This window comes from Pigmentiphaga sp. GD03639, assembly GCF_029845405.1.
In the GTDB taxonomy this organism is placed as follows: domain Bacteria; phylum Pseudomonadota; class Gammaproteobacteria; order Burkholderiales; family Burkholderiaceae_B; genus Pigmentiphaga; species Pigmentiphaga daeguensis.
Window position 1 is genome coordinate 185141 of the sequence record NZ_JAOCLR010000001.1, and the last position, 16435, is coordinate 201575.

The 16435-nt window shown below is 66.9% G+C and carries 14 protein-coding genes; 6 read left to right on the forward strand and 8 right to left on the reverse strand.

What is annotated here, in order from left to right; all coding sequences use genetic code 11:
• Positions 1-29 precede the first annotated feature (29 nt).
• The gene (lptE, locus tag N5K27_RS00895; RefSeq protein WP_087841801.1) at positions 30-584 is read right to left on the reverse strand and encodes an LPS assembly lipoprotein LptE; all 555 of its coding nucleotides are present in this window, start codon (positions 582-584) and stop codon (positions 30-32) included.
• On the reverse strand, positions 584-3244 hold the full coding sequence (gene leuS, locus N5K27_RS00900) for a leucine--tRNA ligase (protein ID WP_279813823.1): 2661 nt from the start codon (positions 3242-3244) through the stop codon (positions 584-586). Before leuS ends, lptE begins: the two co-directional genes overlap by 1 nt.
• Positions 3245-3422: 178 nt before the next feature.
• Between leuS and N5K27_RS00905 the strand changes: the two genes are divergently transcribed.
• The gene (locus N5K27_RS00905; RefSeq protein WP_279813825.1) at positions 3423-5711 is read left to right on the forward strand and encodes a UvrD-helicase domain-containing protein; all 2289 of its coding nucleotides are present in this window, start codon (positions 3423-3425) and stop codon (positions 5709-5711) included.
• Positions 5712-5751: 40 nt separating this feature from the next.
• Here the strand turns inward: N5K27_RS00905 and infA are convergent, their stop codons facing one another.
• The 5 genes from infA to N5K27_RS00930 form a co-directional block, all read right to left on the reverse strand.
• The gene (gene infA / locus N5K27_RS00910) at positions 5752-6018 is read right to left on the reverse strand and encodes a translation initiation factor IF-1 (protein WP_087841798.1); all 267 of its coding nucleotides are present in this window, start codon (positions 6016-6018) and stop codon (positions 5752-5754) included.
• Positions 6019-6293: 275 nt separating this feature from the next.
• Positions 6294-6497, reverse strand: a complete 204-nt coding sequence (locus N5K27_RS00915; RefSeq protein ID WP_087841797.1) for a cold-shock protein — start codon at positions 6495-6497, stop codon at positions 6294-6296.
• A 247-nt stretch (positions 6498-6744) separates the two neighbouring features.
• Positions 6745-7530: a BPSS1780 family membrane protein gene (locus N5K27_RS00920; RefSeq protein WP_279813832.1), complete on the reverse strand. Its 786-nt coding sequence runs from the start codon at positions 7528-7530 to the stop codon at positions 6745-6747.
• 77 nt (positions 7531-7607) lie between these two features.
• Entirely contained in the window at positions 7608-8576 is a 969-nt protein-coding gene (locus tag N5K27_RS00925; protein ID WP_279813835.1) for a homoserine kinase, read from the reverse strand.
• 85 nt (positions 8577-8661) lie between these two features.
• Positions 8662-9453, reverse strand: a complete 792-nt coding sequence (locus N5K27_RS00930; protein ID WP_132980405.1) for a TIGR00730 family Rossman fold protein — start codon at positions 9451-9453, stop codon at positions 8662-8664.
• Here N5K27_RS00930 and polA point away from each other — a divergent pair.
• A complete protein-coding gene (polA, locus tag N5K27_RS00935; protein ID WP_087841793.1) occupies positions 9452-12172 on the forward strand; it encodes a DNA polymerase I in 2721 nt (906 codons plus the stop codon). The genes N5K27_RS00930 and polA overlap by 2 nt on opposite strands.
• A gap of 37 nt (positions 12173-12209) precedes the next feature.
• Here polA and N5K27_RS00940 read toward each other — a convergent pair whose 3' ends face one another.
• Positions 12210-12425, reverse strand: coding sequence for an RNA-binding S4 domain-containing protein (locus N5K27_RS00940; protein WP_279813842.1), 216 nt, complete (start codon positions 12423-12425; stop codon positions 12210-12212).
• Between the two features lie 119 nt (positions 12426-12544).
• Here N5K27_RS00940 and N5K27_RS00945 point away from each other — a divergent pair, with 119 nt between their 5' ends.
• The 4 genes from N5K27_RS00945 (at position 12545) to dapA (ending at position 16388) form a co-directional block, all read left to right on the forward strand.
• Positions 12545-13903 (forward strand): tryptophan--tRNA ligase, encoded by a 1359-nt coding sequence (locus N5K27_RS00945; protein ID WP_087841791.1) that lies wholly within the window; start codon positions 12545-12547, stop codon positions 13901-13903.
• Between the two features lie 72 nt (positions 13904-13975).
• Positions 13976-14605 carry an L-threonylcarbamoyladenylate synthase gene (locus N5K27_RS00950; protein WP_087841790.1) on the forward strand — a complete coding sequence of 210 codons (630 nt, stop codon included), beginning with the start codon at positions 13976-13978 and terminating at the stop codon, positions 14603-14605.
• A gap of 64 nt (positions 14606-14669) precedes the next feature.
• A complete protein-coding gene (locus tag N5K27_RS00955; protein WP_279813847.1) occupies positions 14670-15317 on the forward strand; it encodes a site-2 protease family protein in 648 nt (215 codons plus the stop codon).
• Between the two features lie 171 nt (positions 15318-15488).
• The gene (gene dapA, locus N5K27_RS00960) at positions 15489-16388 is read left to right on the forward strand and encodes a 4-hydroxy-tetrahydrodipicolinate synthase (RefSeq protein ID WP_087841789.1); all 900 of its coding nucleotides are present in this window, start codon (positions 15489-15491) and stop codon (positions 16386-16388) included.
• The last annotated feature ends 47 nt before the right edge of the window (positions 16389-16435 follow it).

A 16435-nucleotide genomic window follows, 5' to 3' on the forward strand; every position in this document is an offset into this window, starting at 1 on the left:
GCGCGTAGGGGGGGGCCTCATCTTCTTCATCAACTGGGCTGCTTGGACTCGACCGCGGCCATGCGGCGCAGCACCTGTTGCACGGCTTCGTTCTGCATGTCGCGATACAGCAGGTTGGCTTCGGAGTCCTTGGCCAGGGTATTCGCGTCGCTGAAGGTCAGGTCGCGCTTGAGCGCGATGGTCGTGGGCGGGATGTAGTCTTGGCCCTTGCCGTCGTGGACGCGGAAGGCGAACAGGTAGCGCAGCTCGAATTCGCGCACGCGGCCCGAGGCGTCCAGCGACAGGATGCTGCGTTCGCGCGTCTCCTGCAGGATCTGCAACTGGGCTTCCGCCGCCTTGGAATCCTCGACGATGCGCGTATTGGTCGTGTTGCGCACGTAGCGGCGCAATTGCGCGCCGAGCTCGGAGGTGTCGGCGGCGCCGATGTAGAGCGTGGAAAAGGGCAGGTCGGCCGTGCCCCGCAGCGCGAAGCCGCAGCCCGCCAGCGCGGCCATTCCGCCTGTCGCGGCAGCCAGGCGAAGGAAACGGCGCCGGCCGTGAGAGGCGGCGCCCAGGGGTAGCGACTTCGAGCTCGTTTGCTGCATCAGCCCACCACGTTGACGAGTTTGCCAGGGACAACGATAACGCGTTTGGGCTGGCGCCCCTCGAGGAACCGGCCCACGGCTTCATGCGCGACGGCCAGGGCTTCGATGGCGGCCTTGTCGGCGCTGCTGGGCACCGACAGCGAACCGCGCAGCTTGCCGTTCACCTGCAGCATCAGCTCGACCTCGTCGGTCACGAGCGCGGCCTCGTCCAGCTCGGGCCACGGCGCGTCCAGCAGGTCGCCATGGACCTGGGCATAGCCCAGGTCGCGCCAGGCCTGCCAGGTCAGGTGCGGCACGATGGGATACAGCACCGACAGCAGGATGCGCGTACCTTCGGCCAGCGCGGCGTCGCCGGTCTCGCCGTCGAGCCTGGCATCCTCCAGCGTGTTCAGCAGCTTCATGCTGGCCGAGACCACGGTGTTGTACTGGATGCGCTGGTAGTCGTAGTCGGCCTGCTTCAGGATGGCATGGACGTCGCGGCGCAGCAGCTTCACGGACTGGCTGGCGGACGACCAGTCGGCCGGGGCGGGGCGGCCCAGCGCCGCCTGGATGCGGTCGCGGTTCGCATGGCAGAAGGACCACAGGCGGCGCAGGAAGCGGTGCGCGCCGTCCACGCCCGAGCCCGACCATTCCAGGGTCTGCTCGGGCGGGCTGGCGAACATCACGAACAGCCGGGCCGTGTCCGCGCCCTGGGTATCGATCAGCGACTGCGGATCGACGCCGTTGTTCTTGGACTTGGACATCGTGCCCACGCCGCCGTAATCCACCGGCGAGCCGTCGGCCTTGAGCTTGGCGCCCACGATGGCGCCCTTGGCGTCGTACAGGTTCTCGACCTCGTTGGGCCAGAAGTATTCGATGCCGCCCTTTTCGTTCTTGCGCGAATAGATGTGGTTGAGCACCATGCCCTGCGTCAGCAGCTTGACGAAGGGTTCGCCGAACTTGACCAGGCCCATGTCGCGCATCACCTTGGTCCAGAACCGGGCGTACAAGAGGTGCAGCACGGCGTGCTCGATGCCGCCGATGTACTGGTCCATCGGCATCCAGTAGTCGTTGCGCTCGTCGACCATCGCGGCGTCGTTGCCGGGCGAGGTATAGCGCATGAAGTACCAGGACGAGTCCACGAAAGTGTCCATGGTGTCGGTCTCGCGCCGGGCGGGCTTGCCGCATTGCGGACAGACGCACTTCAGGAACGATTCGCTCTTGGCCAGCGGGTTGCCGCTGCCATCCGGGATCAGGTCCTCGGGCAGCACGACCGGCAGGTCCTTCTCGGGCACCGGCACCGGGCCGCAGGCCTCGCAGTGGATGATGGGAATGGGCGTGCCCCAGTAGCGCTGGCGCGAAACGCCCCAGTCGCGCAGGCGGAAGGTGGTGCGCTTCTCGCCCAGGCCCTTGGCCGCGAGGTCGGCCGCGATGGCATCGACGGCGGCCTGGTGGCCGAGGCCGTCGTACTTGCCGGAGTTCACCGTGCGTGCCACCTGCTTGTCGCCATACCACTCCTGCCAGGCGTCGGTGGAGAAGACCTGGCCTTCGGCCTCGATGACCTGCTTGATGGGCAGGCCATATTTCCTGGCGAACGCGAAGTCGCGTTCGTCGTGGGCGGGAACGCCCATGACCGCGCCGTCGCCATAGCTCATCAGCACGTAGTTGCCGACCCAGACCGGCACAGCCTCGCCCGTGAGCGGATGCACCACGGTCAGGCCGGTCGGCAGGCCTTCCTTGTCGCGCGTGGCCAGCTCGGCCTCGGTTACGCCGCCCTTGCGGCATTCCTCGATGAAGGCGGCCAGGGCGGGATCCGTGGCGGCGGCGTGCAGGGCCAGGGGGTGTTCGGGCGCGACGGCGCAGAACGTGACCCCCATGATGGTGTCGGCGCGCGTCGTGAAGACGTACATGCGGCCGTCCTGGATCAACTGGCCGGCGGCGTCGCGGATGTCGTGGGTGAAGGCGAAGCGCGTGCCCTCGCTCTTGCCTATCCAGTGTTCCTGCATCAGGCGCACGCGCTCGGGCCAGCCGGTCAGGTTGTTCTTGACCTCGTCCAGCAGTTCCTCGGCGTAATCGGTGATGCGCAGGTAGTAGCCGGGGATCTCGCGCTTTTCCACCAGCGCGCCCGAGCGCCAGCCGCGCCCGTCGATGACCTGTTCGTTGGCCAGCACGGTCTGGTCCACCGGATCCCAGTTCACCACCTGGGTCTTGCGGTAGGCGATGCCTTTTTCCAGCATCTTCAGGAACAGCCACTGGTTCCACTTGTAGTACCGCGGGTCGCAGGCGGTCATTTCGCGCGACCAGTCGATGCCCAGGCCCATCGCCTTCATCTGCTTCTTCATGTAGGCGATGTTGTCGTAGGTCCACTTGGCGGGCGGCACCTTGGACTTGATGGCGGCGTTCTCGGCCGGCATGCCGAAGGCGTCCCAGCCCATGGGCATCAGGACGTTGTAGCCCTTCATGCGCAACTGCCGGTACATGGCGTCGTTGATCGTGTAGTTGCGCACGTGGCCCATGTGCAGCTTGCCGCTGGGATAGGGCAGCATCGAGCAGGCGTAGAACTTGGGCTTTTCCGAGCCGTCGGGGTTCTTCGCGTGTTCTACCGTCAGGTAGGCGTTGGTCGCTTCCCAGTGCTTCTGGGCGGCGGATTCGATCTCGTTGGGAGCGTAGCGTTCCTGCATGGGTTCCGGGCTGGTCTAGGGTATTCTGGCGCGGCGATGACGCCATGGCCGCGGGCCTGGGCCGGCTCGCGCGGGGCAGCCGGCCGGCTAAACCCCTCATTATAGAAGCAGGCGGGGCCCTCCTGGGCCAGCGGTGCTAGACTGCCTGCCGCACTCTCTCATTCCCAGCATTGCGCCCATGTCCCTGCTCGACAATCTCAACCCCCCCCAACACGCCGCCGTCACGATCGAACCGCGCCACGCCCTGGTGCTGGCTGGCGCCGGCAGCGGCAAGACCCGGGTGTTGACCACGCGCATGGCCTGGCTGATCCAGACCGGCCAGGTCAGCCCGCACGGGCTGATGGCGGTCACCTTCACCAACAAGGCCGCGCGCGAGATGCTGACCCGCATCAGCGCGCTGCTGCCCATCAACACCCGCGGCATGTGGATAGGCACCTTCCACGGCCTGTGCAACCGCATGCTGCGCGCGCATTACCGCGATGCCGGGCTGCCTCAGACCTTCCAGATCCTGGACACGGCCGACCAGTTGTCGGCCATCAAGCGGCTGCTCAAGGGCGCGGGCGTGGACGACGAGAAATACCCGCCGCGCCAGGTGCAGCACTTCATCAACGCCGCCAAGGAAGAGGGGCTGCGCCACACCGAGGTCGAGGCCTACGACAGCTTCAACCGGCAGATGGTGGAGCTCTACGGCATGTACGATGCCCAGTGCCAGCGCGAGGGGGTGGTCGACTTCCCCGAATTGTTGCTGCGCTGCTACGAGCTGCTGACCCATAACGCGCCCATTCGCGAGCACTACCAGCACCGCTTCCGCCACATCCTGGTGGACGAGTTCCAGGATACCAACCGGCTGCAGTATCGCTGGCTCAAGCTGCTGGCAGGCGGCGGCGCGGCCCTGTTCGCCGTGGGCGACGACGACCAGTCGATTTATGCGTTCCGCGGCGCCAACGTCGGCAATATGGCGGAATTCGAGCGGGAATACGCCCACGAGCGGGTCATCCGGCTCGAGCAGAACTACCGGTCGCACGGACATATCCTGGATGCGGCCAACACCCTGATCCGCAACAACTCCGGCCGCCTGGGCAAGAACCTGTGGACCGACCAGGGGCATGGCGAGCCCATCCGCGTGTACGAGGCGCTGTCCGACGCCCAGGAAGCCCAGTGGGTGATCGAGGAGATCCGCTCGCTGGTGGGCGAGGGCAGGCTGCGCCGCGAGATCGCCATCCTGTACCGCAGCAACGCCCAGTCGCGGGTGCTGGAACATGCGCTGTTCTCGTCGGGCATCCCGTACAAAGTCTATGGCGGCCTGCGCTTCTTCGAGCGCCAGGAGGTCAAGCACGCGCTGGCCTACCTGCGCCTGATGGAGAACCCGCACGACGACACCGCCTGGATGCGCGTGGTGAATTTCCCGGCACGAGGCATTGGCGCCCGCACGCTCGAGCAGCAGGCCGACATCGCCCGCCTGCACAATTGCAGCCTGTATTCGGCGGTCAGCCAGGTGCCCGGCCGGGGCGGCAACAATCTGGCCCAGTTCGCGAGCCTGGTCGACCGCATGCGCTTCGAGACGCAGAATCTGCCGCTGCACGAGATCGTGGACCACGTGATCGAGGCCAGCGGCCTGATCCAGCACTACCTGCAGGAAAAAGAAGGCGCCGAGCGCATCGAGAACCTGCGGGAACTGGTCAACGCGGCGGCCGCCTTCGCCGCCGAGGACGGCTATGGCCTGGCCGATGCCGGCGCCTTGGCGCAGACGCTGCCCGAGTCCGGCGTCGAACTGCCGTCCCCGCTGGCGGCCTTCCTGTCGCATGCGGCGCTGGAGGCCGGCGACAACCAGGCCAGCGAAGGGCAGGATGCGGTCCAGCTCATGACCGTGCACGCCGCCAAGGGGCTGGAGTTCGAGGCGGTCTTCATCACCGGGCTGGAGGAAGGGCTGTTCCCGCACGAGAACAGCGTCCTGGAGCAATCCGGGCTGGAAGAAGAGCGGCGGCTGATGTACGTGGCGGTCACGCGCGCCCGCGAGCGCCTGTACCTGAGCTTCTCGCAGACGCGCATGCTGCATGGCCAGACGCGCTACAACATGCAGTCCCGGTTCCTGAGCGAGGTGCCCGAGGAGTCGCTGAAGTGGCTGACGCCGCGCAACGGCCGGGCCAAGGCGGTGGATACCGCCGGGGGCTGGGGACACGCCGCCTGGGGCGACGAGTCCGAGCGCGGCGGCTTTTCGCGGCCGGCCAAGGACGCGCCCTATGTGGGCTCGTCCGAGGGCTATTCGAGCCGCCGCACGTCCGATGCCGGGGTCGAGGTCAACGGGCGCACCTTCAAGGTGGGCCAGAGCGTGGCGCACCCGAAGTTCGGCGAAGGGGTCATCGTCAGCCTCATGGGCAGTGGCCAGGATGCCCAGGTCCAGGTCAATTTCGGCGGCGTGGGAACCAAGACGCTGGCGCTCGCCATGGCCAAGCTCGATCCGGTCTGAGCAGCTTCAGGCTTTGTGGCGGCACGCCTGTCGCGGCATGTCAGTTGCGCCGCTGCGGGCGGTGGCCGGGGGCGGGCGACGGGCCGTCCTTGTGGCGGAAGCTGATGCGCCCCTTGGTCAGGTCGTATGGAGACAGTTCCATCGTGACCCGGTCGCCGGCCAGAATACGGATGCGGTGCTTGCGCATTTTGCCCGATGCGTAGGCGGCAACCTCCATGCCGTTTTCCAGCGTGACGCGAAAGCTGGTCGAGGGCAGCACTTCGGCAACGATGCCTTCCATTTCGATCAGTTCTTCCTTATTCGCCATGGTCAATTCCTCCTGTGCATGCGAATGCATAAATGCGAGCTTCGGCCATGGCGACGCCATGGCATGCGGCAAGGTGGCGCGAGGCGCCATCGATGACGGGGAAGTTCGCGGTGAAACGCCGAAGCCGTTGCAAGGCCGGGGCGTAGTGGCTGCCGCCTGGGTTTGGGTTTGCCGTGTCGCGGAAGCTGGGGATGGCCCCCTGGCGGGAGCTTTTCTTCCAGGCAAAAACAAAAACCCCCGCAAGCGGGGGTTTCGGCGGATAAGCTGATTATAGCTTATACGGGCTGGATGTTGGAAGCCTGGCGGCCCTTGGGGCCAACGGTGACTTCGAAACGAACCTTCTGGTTTTCCTGCAGGGTCTTGAATCCGTCCACACGGATTTCGGAGAAGTGGGCGAACAGGTCGTCGCCGCCCGAATCAGCCGTGATGAAGCCAAAACCCTTGGCGTCGTTGAACCATTTGACGGTACCGGTTTCCATGGTGTTTATCCTTGAAATGAAAAAACCAAACGAATGTAAGCAAGACAATCAAGGATGGAGACCATGAACAACCGTACCGCAGTGGTAAGCGATTTTGTACAGCAACTCGTACTCTTGAAAATCATGCCCCGCCGTTATACGGGCTATCGTTGTGCCCGTCAACCGCGTTTGCCGGATTGAACCGGAAAATGCCGGCGGCGTGGGCGAAGTCCCGGGTTTTCACTGAGAAAATCACCCACAAAATCCCTTACGTACCGTTGCTGAAACCCGGCGCGGGCGGCGCTCCGAATACGCTGGTGTAAGTAGGATAAAAACTGCAATACAGGACCGCGGCGGCGACGAAATTGAAAGGCATCTGGATCAGCCCGGAAATCGTCGGCGACAGGCCGACGGCCTCGAGCAGGCCGCCGCCCAGTTCCAGGGCCAGCACCACGAGCAGCCAGGTCGCGCCGTACATCAGGAAGGCGCCCTTGTTGCGCCAGCAGGCGATGCCGGAAAAGAACAGGGCCTTGCGGATGCCCAGCCGGTGCCAGGCGACCAGCGCCGGCGCATGCCAGAACAGCCCGGCGATGATGACGTAGAAGATGCCGAACAGGGCGATGGGGGCACGCATGGCGGCCAGGACGCCGCCGACGTCATCCGACGACAGGCCGGACATCGCCTCGCTCAGGCCGTCGGCGAAGGGCAGGAAGGCGACCAGGCCCGCGGCCAGCACGGCGGCCACGTACAGGGCACCCATCGCCAGCAGCTTCTTGAACAAGCCCGGAGCCTTGAGCACCAGGAACAGGCGCAGGGGCAGCACGGTGCGGCCCTGCTCGATGGCGCGGCAGGCCTCCAGGGTCATGACCGTGATCGCCGGCATGCCGACGACGAACAGCAAGGGGCCGATGGGGGCCAGGATACTGGCCACCAGGACCATGAAGCCCACGGTCAAGGCCCAGGTGAACATCGCCATGGGCTGCAGGCGGAACAGGGCGAGTCCGTCGCGCGCCCATTGCCAGCCGGCACTGGGTGCAAGGGAAGCGGCTTGCATCAGCGGCCTCCCTGCGTATGCGGGATGTGTGCGTGGGTCCTCGTCGGCGCGTGCCGGTCGGAAGCGTGTGTCATGGTTCAGGGAAGCGGAAAAAGGTCGCCATCGCGCCGCAGGCGCAGGATGCGTTCGAAATGGGTGGGGTCGTGCGGGGTCAGCGTCTGCGCCGGACGCGGCAGGTGGAAGTCGCGCAGGCGGGACATCCAGAAGCGCAGCGCGGCGGCCCGCAGCACGGTGCGCCACGAGGCGCGCTCGGCGTCCGTCAGCGGCCGGACCCGGGCATAGGCGCCCAGCAGCGCCTGGGCAAGCTCGGGGCGGAATGCGCCGCTGGCGTGGGTGATGCACCAATCGTTGGCGCACACCGCCAGGTCGAACAGCCAGGTGTCGCAGCCGGCGAAGTAGAAGTCGATGAAACCGCCCAGGACGGGCGCCTCGCGCGTGCCGGCGAACAGGACGTTGTCGCGGAACAGGTCGCAGTGCGCGGGACCCTGCGGCAGCGCGCGGCAGGCATCGGTCTGCGCGAACGCCGTCTGGACGTCCACTTCGTCGCGCAGCATGGCCGCCGCGGCCGGATCCAGGTAGGGGGCGACGACGGGCGCGGTCTGCTGCCACCAGGCAAGCCCGAGCAGGTTGGGCTGCACCGACGGGAAGTCGCGTCCGGCCAGGTGCATGCGGGCCAGCGTGGCGCCGACCTGCTCGCAGTGGGCGGCCTGGGGCGACATCTCGCACTTGCCCGGCAGCAGGGTGGCGATGGTGCAAGGCTTGCCGTTCAGCTCCGCCAGCCGGCGGCCGTCGCGCGTCGCCTGGGGGTGGGGGACGGGAATCCCGTGTTCGGCCAGATGGGTCATCAGGTCGATGTAGAACGGCAGCTGCTCGCGCGTCAGGCGCTCGAACAGGGTCAGCACGTATTCGCCCTGGCTGGTCGTAAGGAAATAGTTGGTGTTTTCGATGCCGGAAGGGATGCCGCGCAGGGCGCGCAACTCGCCCAGCGTGTAGTCGGCAAGCAGAGCGCGGGCATCCGTTTCGGTGATGGGGGTGAATACGGCCATGGATAAGCGGGATGAGGGCGGGTATCGACGATTACCCCGCATTCTAGCGTCATCGTCCCCGCCGCCGGCCCGTCCGTGGCGCGTGCTACAGGTTCAGCAGCCGCTCGCGCTCGCCCGGGGACTGGGTGAAGCCCTCGTGCTGGTAGAAATCGAAGATGGCATCGACGATGGCCTGGGGGTCGTCGATCACCTGCAGCAGGTCGGGATCGTTGGGCGAGATCAGCCCTTGCGCCAGCGGCTGGGCGCGGATCCAGTCCACCAGTCCCCGCCAGTATTCGGAGCCGACCAGGATGATGGGCATCTTCCGGCTCTTGTTGGTCTGCACGAGCGTCAGCGCCTCGAACAACTCGTCCAGCGTCCCGTAGCCTCCCGGCAGCACCACGTACGCCGACGTGAACTTGACGAAGGCCACCTTGCGCGGGAAGAAGTGGCGGAAGAACAGGCTTATGTTCTGGTAGGCGTTGTTCGACTGCTCGTGGGGCAGTTCGATGTTCAGTCCGACGCTGGGGCTGGGGCCCTCGTAGGCGCCCTTGTTGGCCGCCTCCATGATGCCCGGGCCGCCGCCCGAAATGACGGAGAAACCGGCCTCGGACAGCTTGCGGGCGATCAGCTCGGCCATGTCGTAGCGAGGGTCGCCGGCGGGGATGCGGGCGCTGCCGAAGATGCTGACCGCCGGCCGGATCTGCGCCAGGCGTTCGGACGCCTCGAAGAACTCTGACATAATCCCCAGCACATGCCATGACTCCCGTGCCTTGGTGGCGGTGGCGCGTTCCACGCTCACCACATCTCGCAGGCCGGGGATGCGTCCGGGTTTCTTCGGGACGTTCCCGCTGTCGTGGGTTTCCTTGCCTATTTCGATTTCTCTGTGTTTGATCATGATCAAGACGTTGCTGTTGGTGGACGGGTCCAGCTACCTCTATCGCGCATACCACGCCCTGCCGGACCTGCGCAACGCGCAAGGGGAACCGACCGGCGCGCTGTACGGCGTGCTGAACATGCTGCGCCGCGCACTGAACGATCATAAGGCAGACTACCTCGCCTGCATCTTCGATGCGCCGGGCAAGACCTTCCGCGACGAGCTCTATCCCGAGTACAAGGCCACCCGGGCCAGCATGCCCGAAGACCTGGCGCGCCAGGTCGGGCCCATCGTCGAGGCCATACGGGCCCAGGGCTGGCCGGTCTTCGCCATCGAAGGGATCGAGGCCGACGACGTCATCGGCACGCTGGCCCTGCGCGCGGCGCAGCAGGGCATACACAGCATCGTTTCCACCGGCGACAAGGACATGGCGCAACTGGTCAACGACCACGTGACGCTGGTCAACACCATGACCGCCGAGACGCTGGATGCCGAAGGGGTGGTGAAGAAGTTCGGCGTGCCGCCCGAGCGCATCGTGGACTACCTGATGCTGATCGGCGATTCGGTCGACAACGTGCCCGGCGTGGAGAAGGTCGGACCCAAGACGGCGGCCAAATGGCTCTCCCAGTATGGCACGCTGGAGGAACTGGTGGCGCAGGCCGACACCGTCAAGGGCGTGGCGGGCGCCAACCTGCGCACGGCGATCCCGAATTTCGAACTGACCCGATCCCTGATCACCATACGTACCGACTGCGACCTGAGCGCCCACATTCCCGACCTGGACGCGCTCACCATGCGCGAGGCCGACCGCGAGAAGCTCGAGGTCATGTACGAACGCTACGGCTTTCGCACCTGGCTGCGCGAACTGACGGGCGACGAGTCCCGCATTCCCGAGGGCGATTCACGCGTGCAGGCGGATGCTCCGGCCGCGCCGGAAACGGTGAACTACGAGACGGTCAGCGACTGGGCCGCCTTCGACCGCTGGCTGGCCGCCATCCAGGCGGCGCCGCTGGTCGCCCTGGATACCGAGACCGATTCGCTGGTGGAAATGGAGGCCCGGCTGGTGGGCCTGTCCATCGCGGTCAGGCCGGGCGAGGCCTGCTACATCCCGCTGGCCCATCGGCACCCGGACGCAGGCGAGCAATTGCCCAGGGACGAAGTGCTGGCGCGCCTGGCGCCCTGGCTGGAGAACGCCGACGCCCCCAAGCTGCTGCACAACGCCAAATACGACACCCACGTCCTGGCCAACGCCGGGGTGGCGCTGCGCGGCGTGGCGCACGACACCATGCTCGAAGCCTACGTGCTGGAGTCGCACCGCAGCGTGTCGCTGGACGACCTGTCGCAGCGCTGGCTGGGCCGCAAGGGCCTGTCCTTCGTCGACGTATGCGGCAAGGGCGTCAACCAGCTCTGCTTCGACGAAGTCGCCATCGACGTGGCCACCCAGTATGCCTGCGAGGATGTCGATTACACGCTCCAGCTGCATGCCACGCTGTACCCGCGCATCGAGGCCGACGCCGGCCTGGCGCGCATCTACGCCATCGAGTTGCCCGTGTCGCGGGTATTGACCATCGTCGAGCGCAACGGCGTGCGCATCGATCCCGAGGAACTGGCCCGCCAGAGCCATGCCATCGGCCAGGAATTACTGGTGCTCGAGCAGCGCGCCTACGAGCTGGCCGGCCAGCCGTTCAACCTGAACTCGCCCAAGCAGTTGGGCGAGATCCTGTTCGGCAAGCTGCAGCTGCCGGTGGTCAAGAAGACCGCGGGCGGCGCGCCGTCCACCGACGAGGACGTGCTGAGCAAGCTGGCCGAGGACTATCCGCTGCCGCAGGCGCTGCTGAGCTACCGCGGCCTGGCCAAGCTCAAGTCCACCTACACCGACAAGCTGCCCAAGATGATCAATGCCCGGACCCGGCGCGTGCACACCAGCTACGCCCAGGCTGCCGTGGTCACGGGCCGGCTGGCCTCCAGCGATCCCAACCTGCAGAACATCCCGGTGCGCACGCCCGAGGGGCGGCGCGTGCGCGAGGCCTTCGTGGCCGAGCCGGGCAATCTGATCATGTCGGCCGACTACTCGCAGATCGAACTGCGCATCATGGCCCACATCTCCGGCGACGAAAACCTGCTGTCGGCCTTCGCGCGCGGCGAGGACATCCACCGCGCCACGGCGGCCGAGATCTTCGCCGTCCAGCCCGAGGCGGTCAACGCCGAACAGCGCCGCTACGCCAAGGTCATCAACTTCGGCCTCATCTACGGCATGAGCGCGTTCGGCCTGGCCAGCAACCTGGGCATCACGCGCGACGCCGCCAAGCACTACATCGACCGCTATTTCGCCCGCTACCCGGGCGTGGCGCGCTACATGGACGACACCCGAGAACAGGCGCGCGAGCGGGGCTACGTCGAAACCGTCTTCGGCCGCCGCCTGTGGCTGCCCGAGATCCGCGGCGGCAGCGGCCCCCGCCGCCAGGCCGCCGAACGTGCCGCCATCAACGCCCCCATGCAGGGCACCGCCGCCGACCTCATCAAGATGGCCATGGTCGCCGTGCAGGACTGGCTGGACGCCGACCGGCTGGGCGCGCGCCTGGTCATGCAGGTGCACGACGAACTCGTCCTGGAAGTCCCGCGCGAGGAAAGCGAAATCGTCGCCCACCGCCTGCCCGAGATGATGTGCAACGTGGCCGAGCTGAAGGTGCCGCTGGTGGCCGAGGTGGGCACGGGCTATACGTGGGAACAGGCGCACTGAGCGGGTGAAGCGGAGCGGGTCGGTCCAGGCGCTGTCATCAGCCCTGGACCAGGATCCGCGCCCCGTCCATTTCCACGACCTGGCCGGCCCGTATCTTGCACGTCTTGCGCAATTCCACCTTCCCATCCACTTTCACCACCCCCGCCGCAACCAGCGCCTTCCCCACCCCTCCCGAGTCGGCAAGCCCCGTGAGCTTGAGCAAATCGCACAACGGCACAAACTCGCCCGTCAGCGTGAACGTGATCGAAGACATGACAGTCCTGGGAACATGAAAGGCAATCCGCCATTATCCGCCATGCCCGGGCATCCCATGGCCCCGGGAGGTACACTGCGGCTCTACGTTCCATCTTCCCGCTCGTCGCGCTTCGACCCATGAGAACCCGCATCCTCACCGGCATCACCACCACCGGCACGCCCCACCTGGGCAACTACGTGGGCGCCATCCGCCCCGCCATCCTGGCCAGCCGCAACGACGACAACGATGCCTTCTTCTTCATGGCCGACTACCACGCGCTCATCAAGTGCGAGGATCCCGTCCGCCTGCAGCGCTCGCGCCTGCAGATCGCCGCGACCTGGCTGGCCGCCGGCCTCGATCCCCGGCGCGTCACCTTCTACCGGCAGTCCGACCTGCCCGAGATCCCTCAGTTGTGCTGGCTGCTGACCTGCGTCACCGCCAAGGGCCTGATGAACCGGGCCCACGCCTACAAGGCGGCGGTGGACCAGAACGTGGCCGACAACGAAGACCCGGACGCCGGCGTGACGATGGGATTGTTCTCGTATCCCGTGCTGATGGCGGCCGACATCCTGCTGTTCAACGCCCATCGCGTGCCGGTGGGCCGCGACCAGATCCAGCACATCGAGATGGCGCGCGACATCGCCCAGCGATTCAGCCATCTGTACGGCGGCGGCCGCGAACTGTTCGTGCTGCCCGAGGTGCAGATCGACGAGGCCGTGGCCACGCTGCCGGGCCTGGACGGGCGCAAGATGTCCAAGAGCTACAACAACACCATTCCCCTGTTCGAGGGCGGCTCCAGGCATTTGCGCGAGGCCATCGGCCGCATCGTGACCGATTCGCGCCTGCCGGGCGAACCCAAGGATCCGGACAACTCCCAGCTATACACGATCTACCGGGCCTTCGCCGACGAGGGCGAGGCCGCCGCGTTCCGGCGTTCGCTGGAAGACGGCCTGGGCTGGGGCGACGCCAAGCAGGCGCTATACGAACGCATCGAGCGCGAAATCGGGCCCATGCGCGAGCGCTACGACACCCTGATGGCCCGTCCCGACGAGATCGAGGACATCCTGCTGGAAGGCGCCCGCAAGGCGCGCGCCATCGGCGGGCCGTTCCTGGCCGAACTGCGGGCCGCCGTGGGGCTGGACACCCCGCGTGCGTCGCCGGCGGCGCAGCCCGCGAAGAAGAAGGCGGGCAAGCAGGCCCGTTTCGTCAGCTTCCGCGACGATGACGGGCGCTTCCGCTTCCGCTTCCTGGCGGCCGACGGACAGGACCTGCTGCTGTCCGAGGCCCATGCCGACGCGCAGGCGGCCGGAGCGGTCATCAAGCAGCTGCGCGCGCTGCCCGACCCGGCCAAGGCGATCCGGGCGGAAGGCGACTCCTACGTGCTGGAGGTCGATGGCGCGGTGGTCGCGCGCGGCTCGCGCTTCGCGGATGCCGCCGGCCGCGATGCCGCGCTGGACAAGCTGGCCGCCGAGCTGCGCGCGCTGGCAGCCGATTGAGCCGCCGGGCTCCGGCGACAAGGTGCCCGGACGGTTTCCGGGCGTGGTCGATGTTTGCGAGGGTCGGTCGACGTGGCACAGTTTTTCTCGGTTCATCCTCAGAATCCCCAACTGCGCCTGCTCAAGCAGGCGGTGCAGCTGATCCGCGCCGGCGGGCTGGTGGCCATCCCCACCGATTCCAGCTATGCCCTGGTGGCGCCGTTGGACGACAAGCATGCCGCCGAGGCGCTTCGGCGCCTGCGTGGCGTGGACGAGCGGCACCACCTGACGGTGCTGTGCCGTGACCTGGCCGAGATCGGCCAGTTCGCCCACGTCGACAACCAGCAATACCGGTTGCTGAAGGCCGCCACGCCCGGCCCCTGGACGTTCATCCTCGAGGCCACGCGCGAGGTGCCGCGCCGGCTGTCCCACCCTTCGCGCAAGACCATAGGCATACGCGTGCCGGACCATCCGATCGCGCTGTGCCTGCTGGAGGAAATGGGCGCGCCGCTGTTGTCCAGCACGCTGATTCCCGCCAACGAGGACGAGCCGCTCAACGACGCCGAGCAGATACGCGAGCGCTACGAACATGAACTGGCGGCGGTGGTCGATGGGGGCGCCTGTCCCTTCGAACCGACCACCGTGGTGGACCTGACCGGCCCGGAGCCGGAGGTCGTGCGCCGTGGCCGGGGCGACCCCGCCACCCTCGGCATCGCGGGGTAATCCCCGGTCCGGAAAAGCGCATGGCCGTCGCCGGACGGCCATGCTCTGCCGCTACAATGCCGCGATGGATTCCATCATTCAGACAATCGCGGTCTATGCGATCCCGTTGATCTTCGCCATTACCCTGCACGAGGCCGCCCACGGATACGTGGCGCGCATGTTCGGGGACGATACGGCCACCCAGGCCGGGCGCGTGACGCTCAATCCGATCAAGCACATCGATCCGATCGGCACCCTGCTGGTGCCGGCGGTCATCCTGCTGACCAGCAAGCTGCTGGGCGGGGCGGGCCTGCTGTTCGGCTGGGCCAAGCCCGTGCCCGTCGACTTCGGCCGCCTGCGCCGGCCCAAGCAGGACATGCTGTGGGTGGCCGCCGCCGGCCCCGGCATCAACCTCGTCATGGCCATCATCTGGGCGGTAGGGCTCAAGCTCATGGTCCAGTCCGGCGTGGACGAGACCTTCTTCGTCGCCATGGCGGTGGCGGGCGTACAGGTCAACCTGATGCTGATGGCCCTGAACCTCCTGCCCATTCCGCCACTGGATGGCGGCCGCATCGTCTTCAGCCTGCTGCCGCACGGCCTGGCGTGGAAATACTCCAAGATCGAGCCCTACGGCATGATGATCCTGCTCGTGCTGCTGATGACCGGCATGCTGGGCTTCCTGGTCCAGCCCATGCTCGCCCTGGGTGACGCCATCGTTCGATTGTTTCTGTGACCCCCCCCTACGCGCTGACGCGCGCCCCCCAGGGGGCGAAACCGGCGGACCGGCGGAGCCGGATCCGCGGTTTCCTGGGAGGCGCGCGCGGCGTAGGAGCGAGCCTCTACAGGCGGTATACTCCATTGATTTCCCTTTTCGTCGTCCCGTTTCGGGTCACCCTGGCAGCGTATGGCAACCACATCTCGCACTCCTATTGAAGGCAGCATCGTCGCAATCGTCACTCCGATGCAGCCAGACGGGAAGCTCGATTTCGAGGCCTTCCGGGCTTTGCTCGACTGGCACCTGGCTGAGGGCACCGATGGCTTCGTGGTGGTGGGAACGACGGGCGAATCGCCGACCGTGTCGGTGGACGAGCATGTCGAACTGATCCGCTTTGCCGTCCAGCACGTGGCGGGCCGCGCGCCGGTCATCGCCGGTACCGGCGCCAACTCCACGGCGGAAGCCATCGAGCTGACCGAGGCGGCCAAGAAGGTCGGCGCCGATGCCGGCCTGTCCGTGGTGCCTTACTACAACCGTCCCACGCAGGAAGGCCTGTACCGGCACTTCAAGACCATCGCCGAGGCGGTCGACCTGCCCATGATCCTGTACAACGTGCCGGGCCGCACCGGCTGCGACATGGCGGGCGAGACCACGGTGCGCCTGGCGCAGGTGCCCGGCATCGTCGGCCTGAAGGACGCCACGGGCGATATCGGCCGGGGCGCGTTGCTGCTTGGCCAGGTACCCGAGGGTTTCGCGATCTACAGCGGCGACGATCCCACGGCGGCGGCGCTGATGCTGCTGGGGGCCCGGGGCAACATCTCGGTCACCGCGAACGTCACGCCGCGCCTGATGCATGAGCTTTGCGTGGCGGCCTTGGCCGGCGATGCCCGCCTGGCCGCCCGGATCAATCAGCGCCTGGCGCTGCTGAACCGCAACCTCTTCCTCGAACCCAATCCCATTCCCGTCAAGTGGGCCCTGGCCCGGATGGGACGCACGGCGCTGGGATATCGCCTGCCCATGACCGAACTCGGCGCGCAGCACCACGCTGCGGTGCGCGAGGCGCTCAAGGCGGCCGGTGTCGAGATCTGAACCCCACACGCCCCCCATGTTTCGCCCCGACATGACCCGCCGGACCC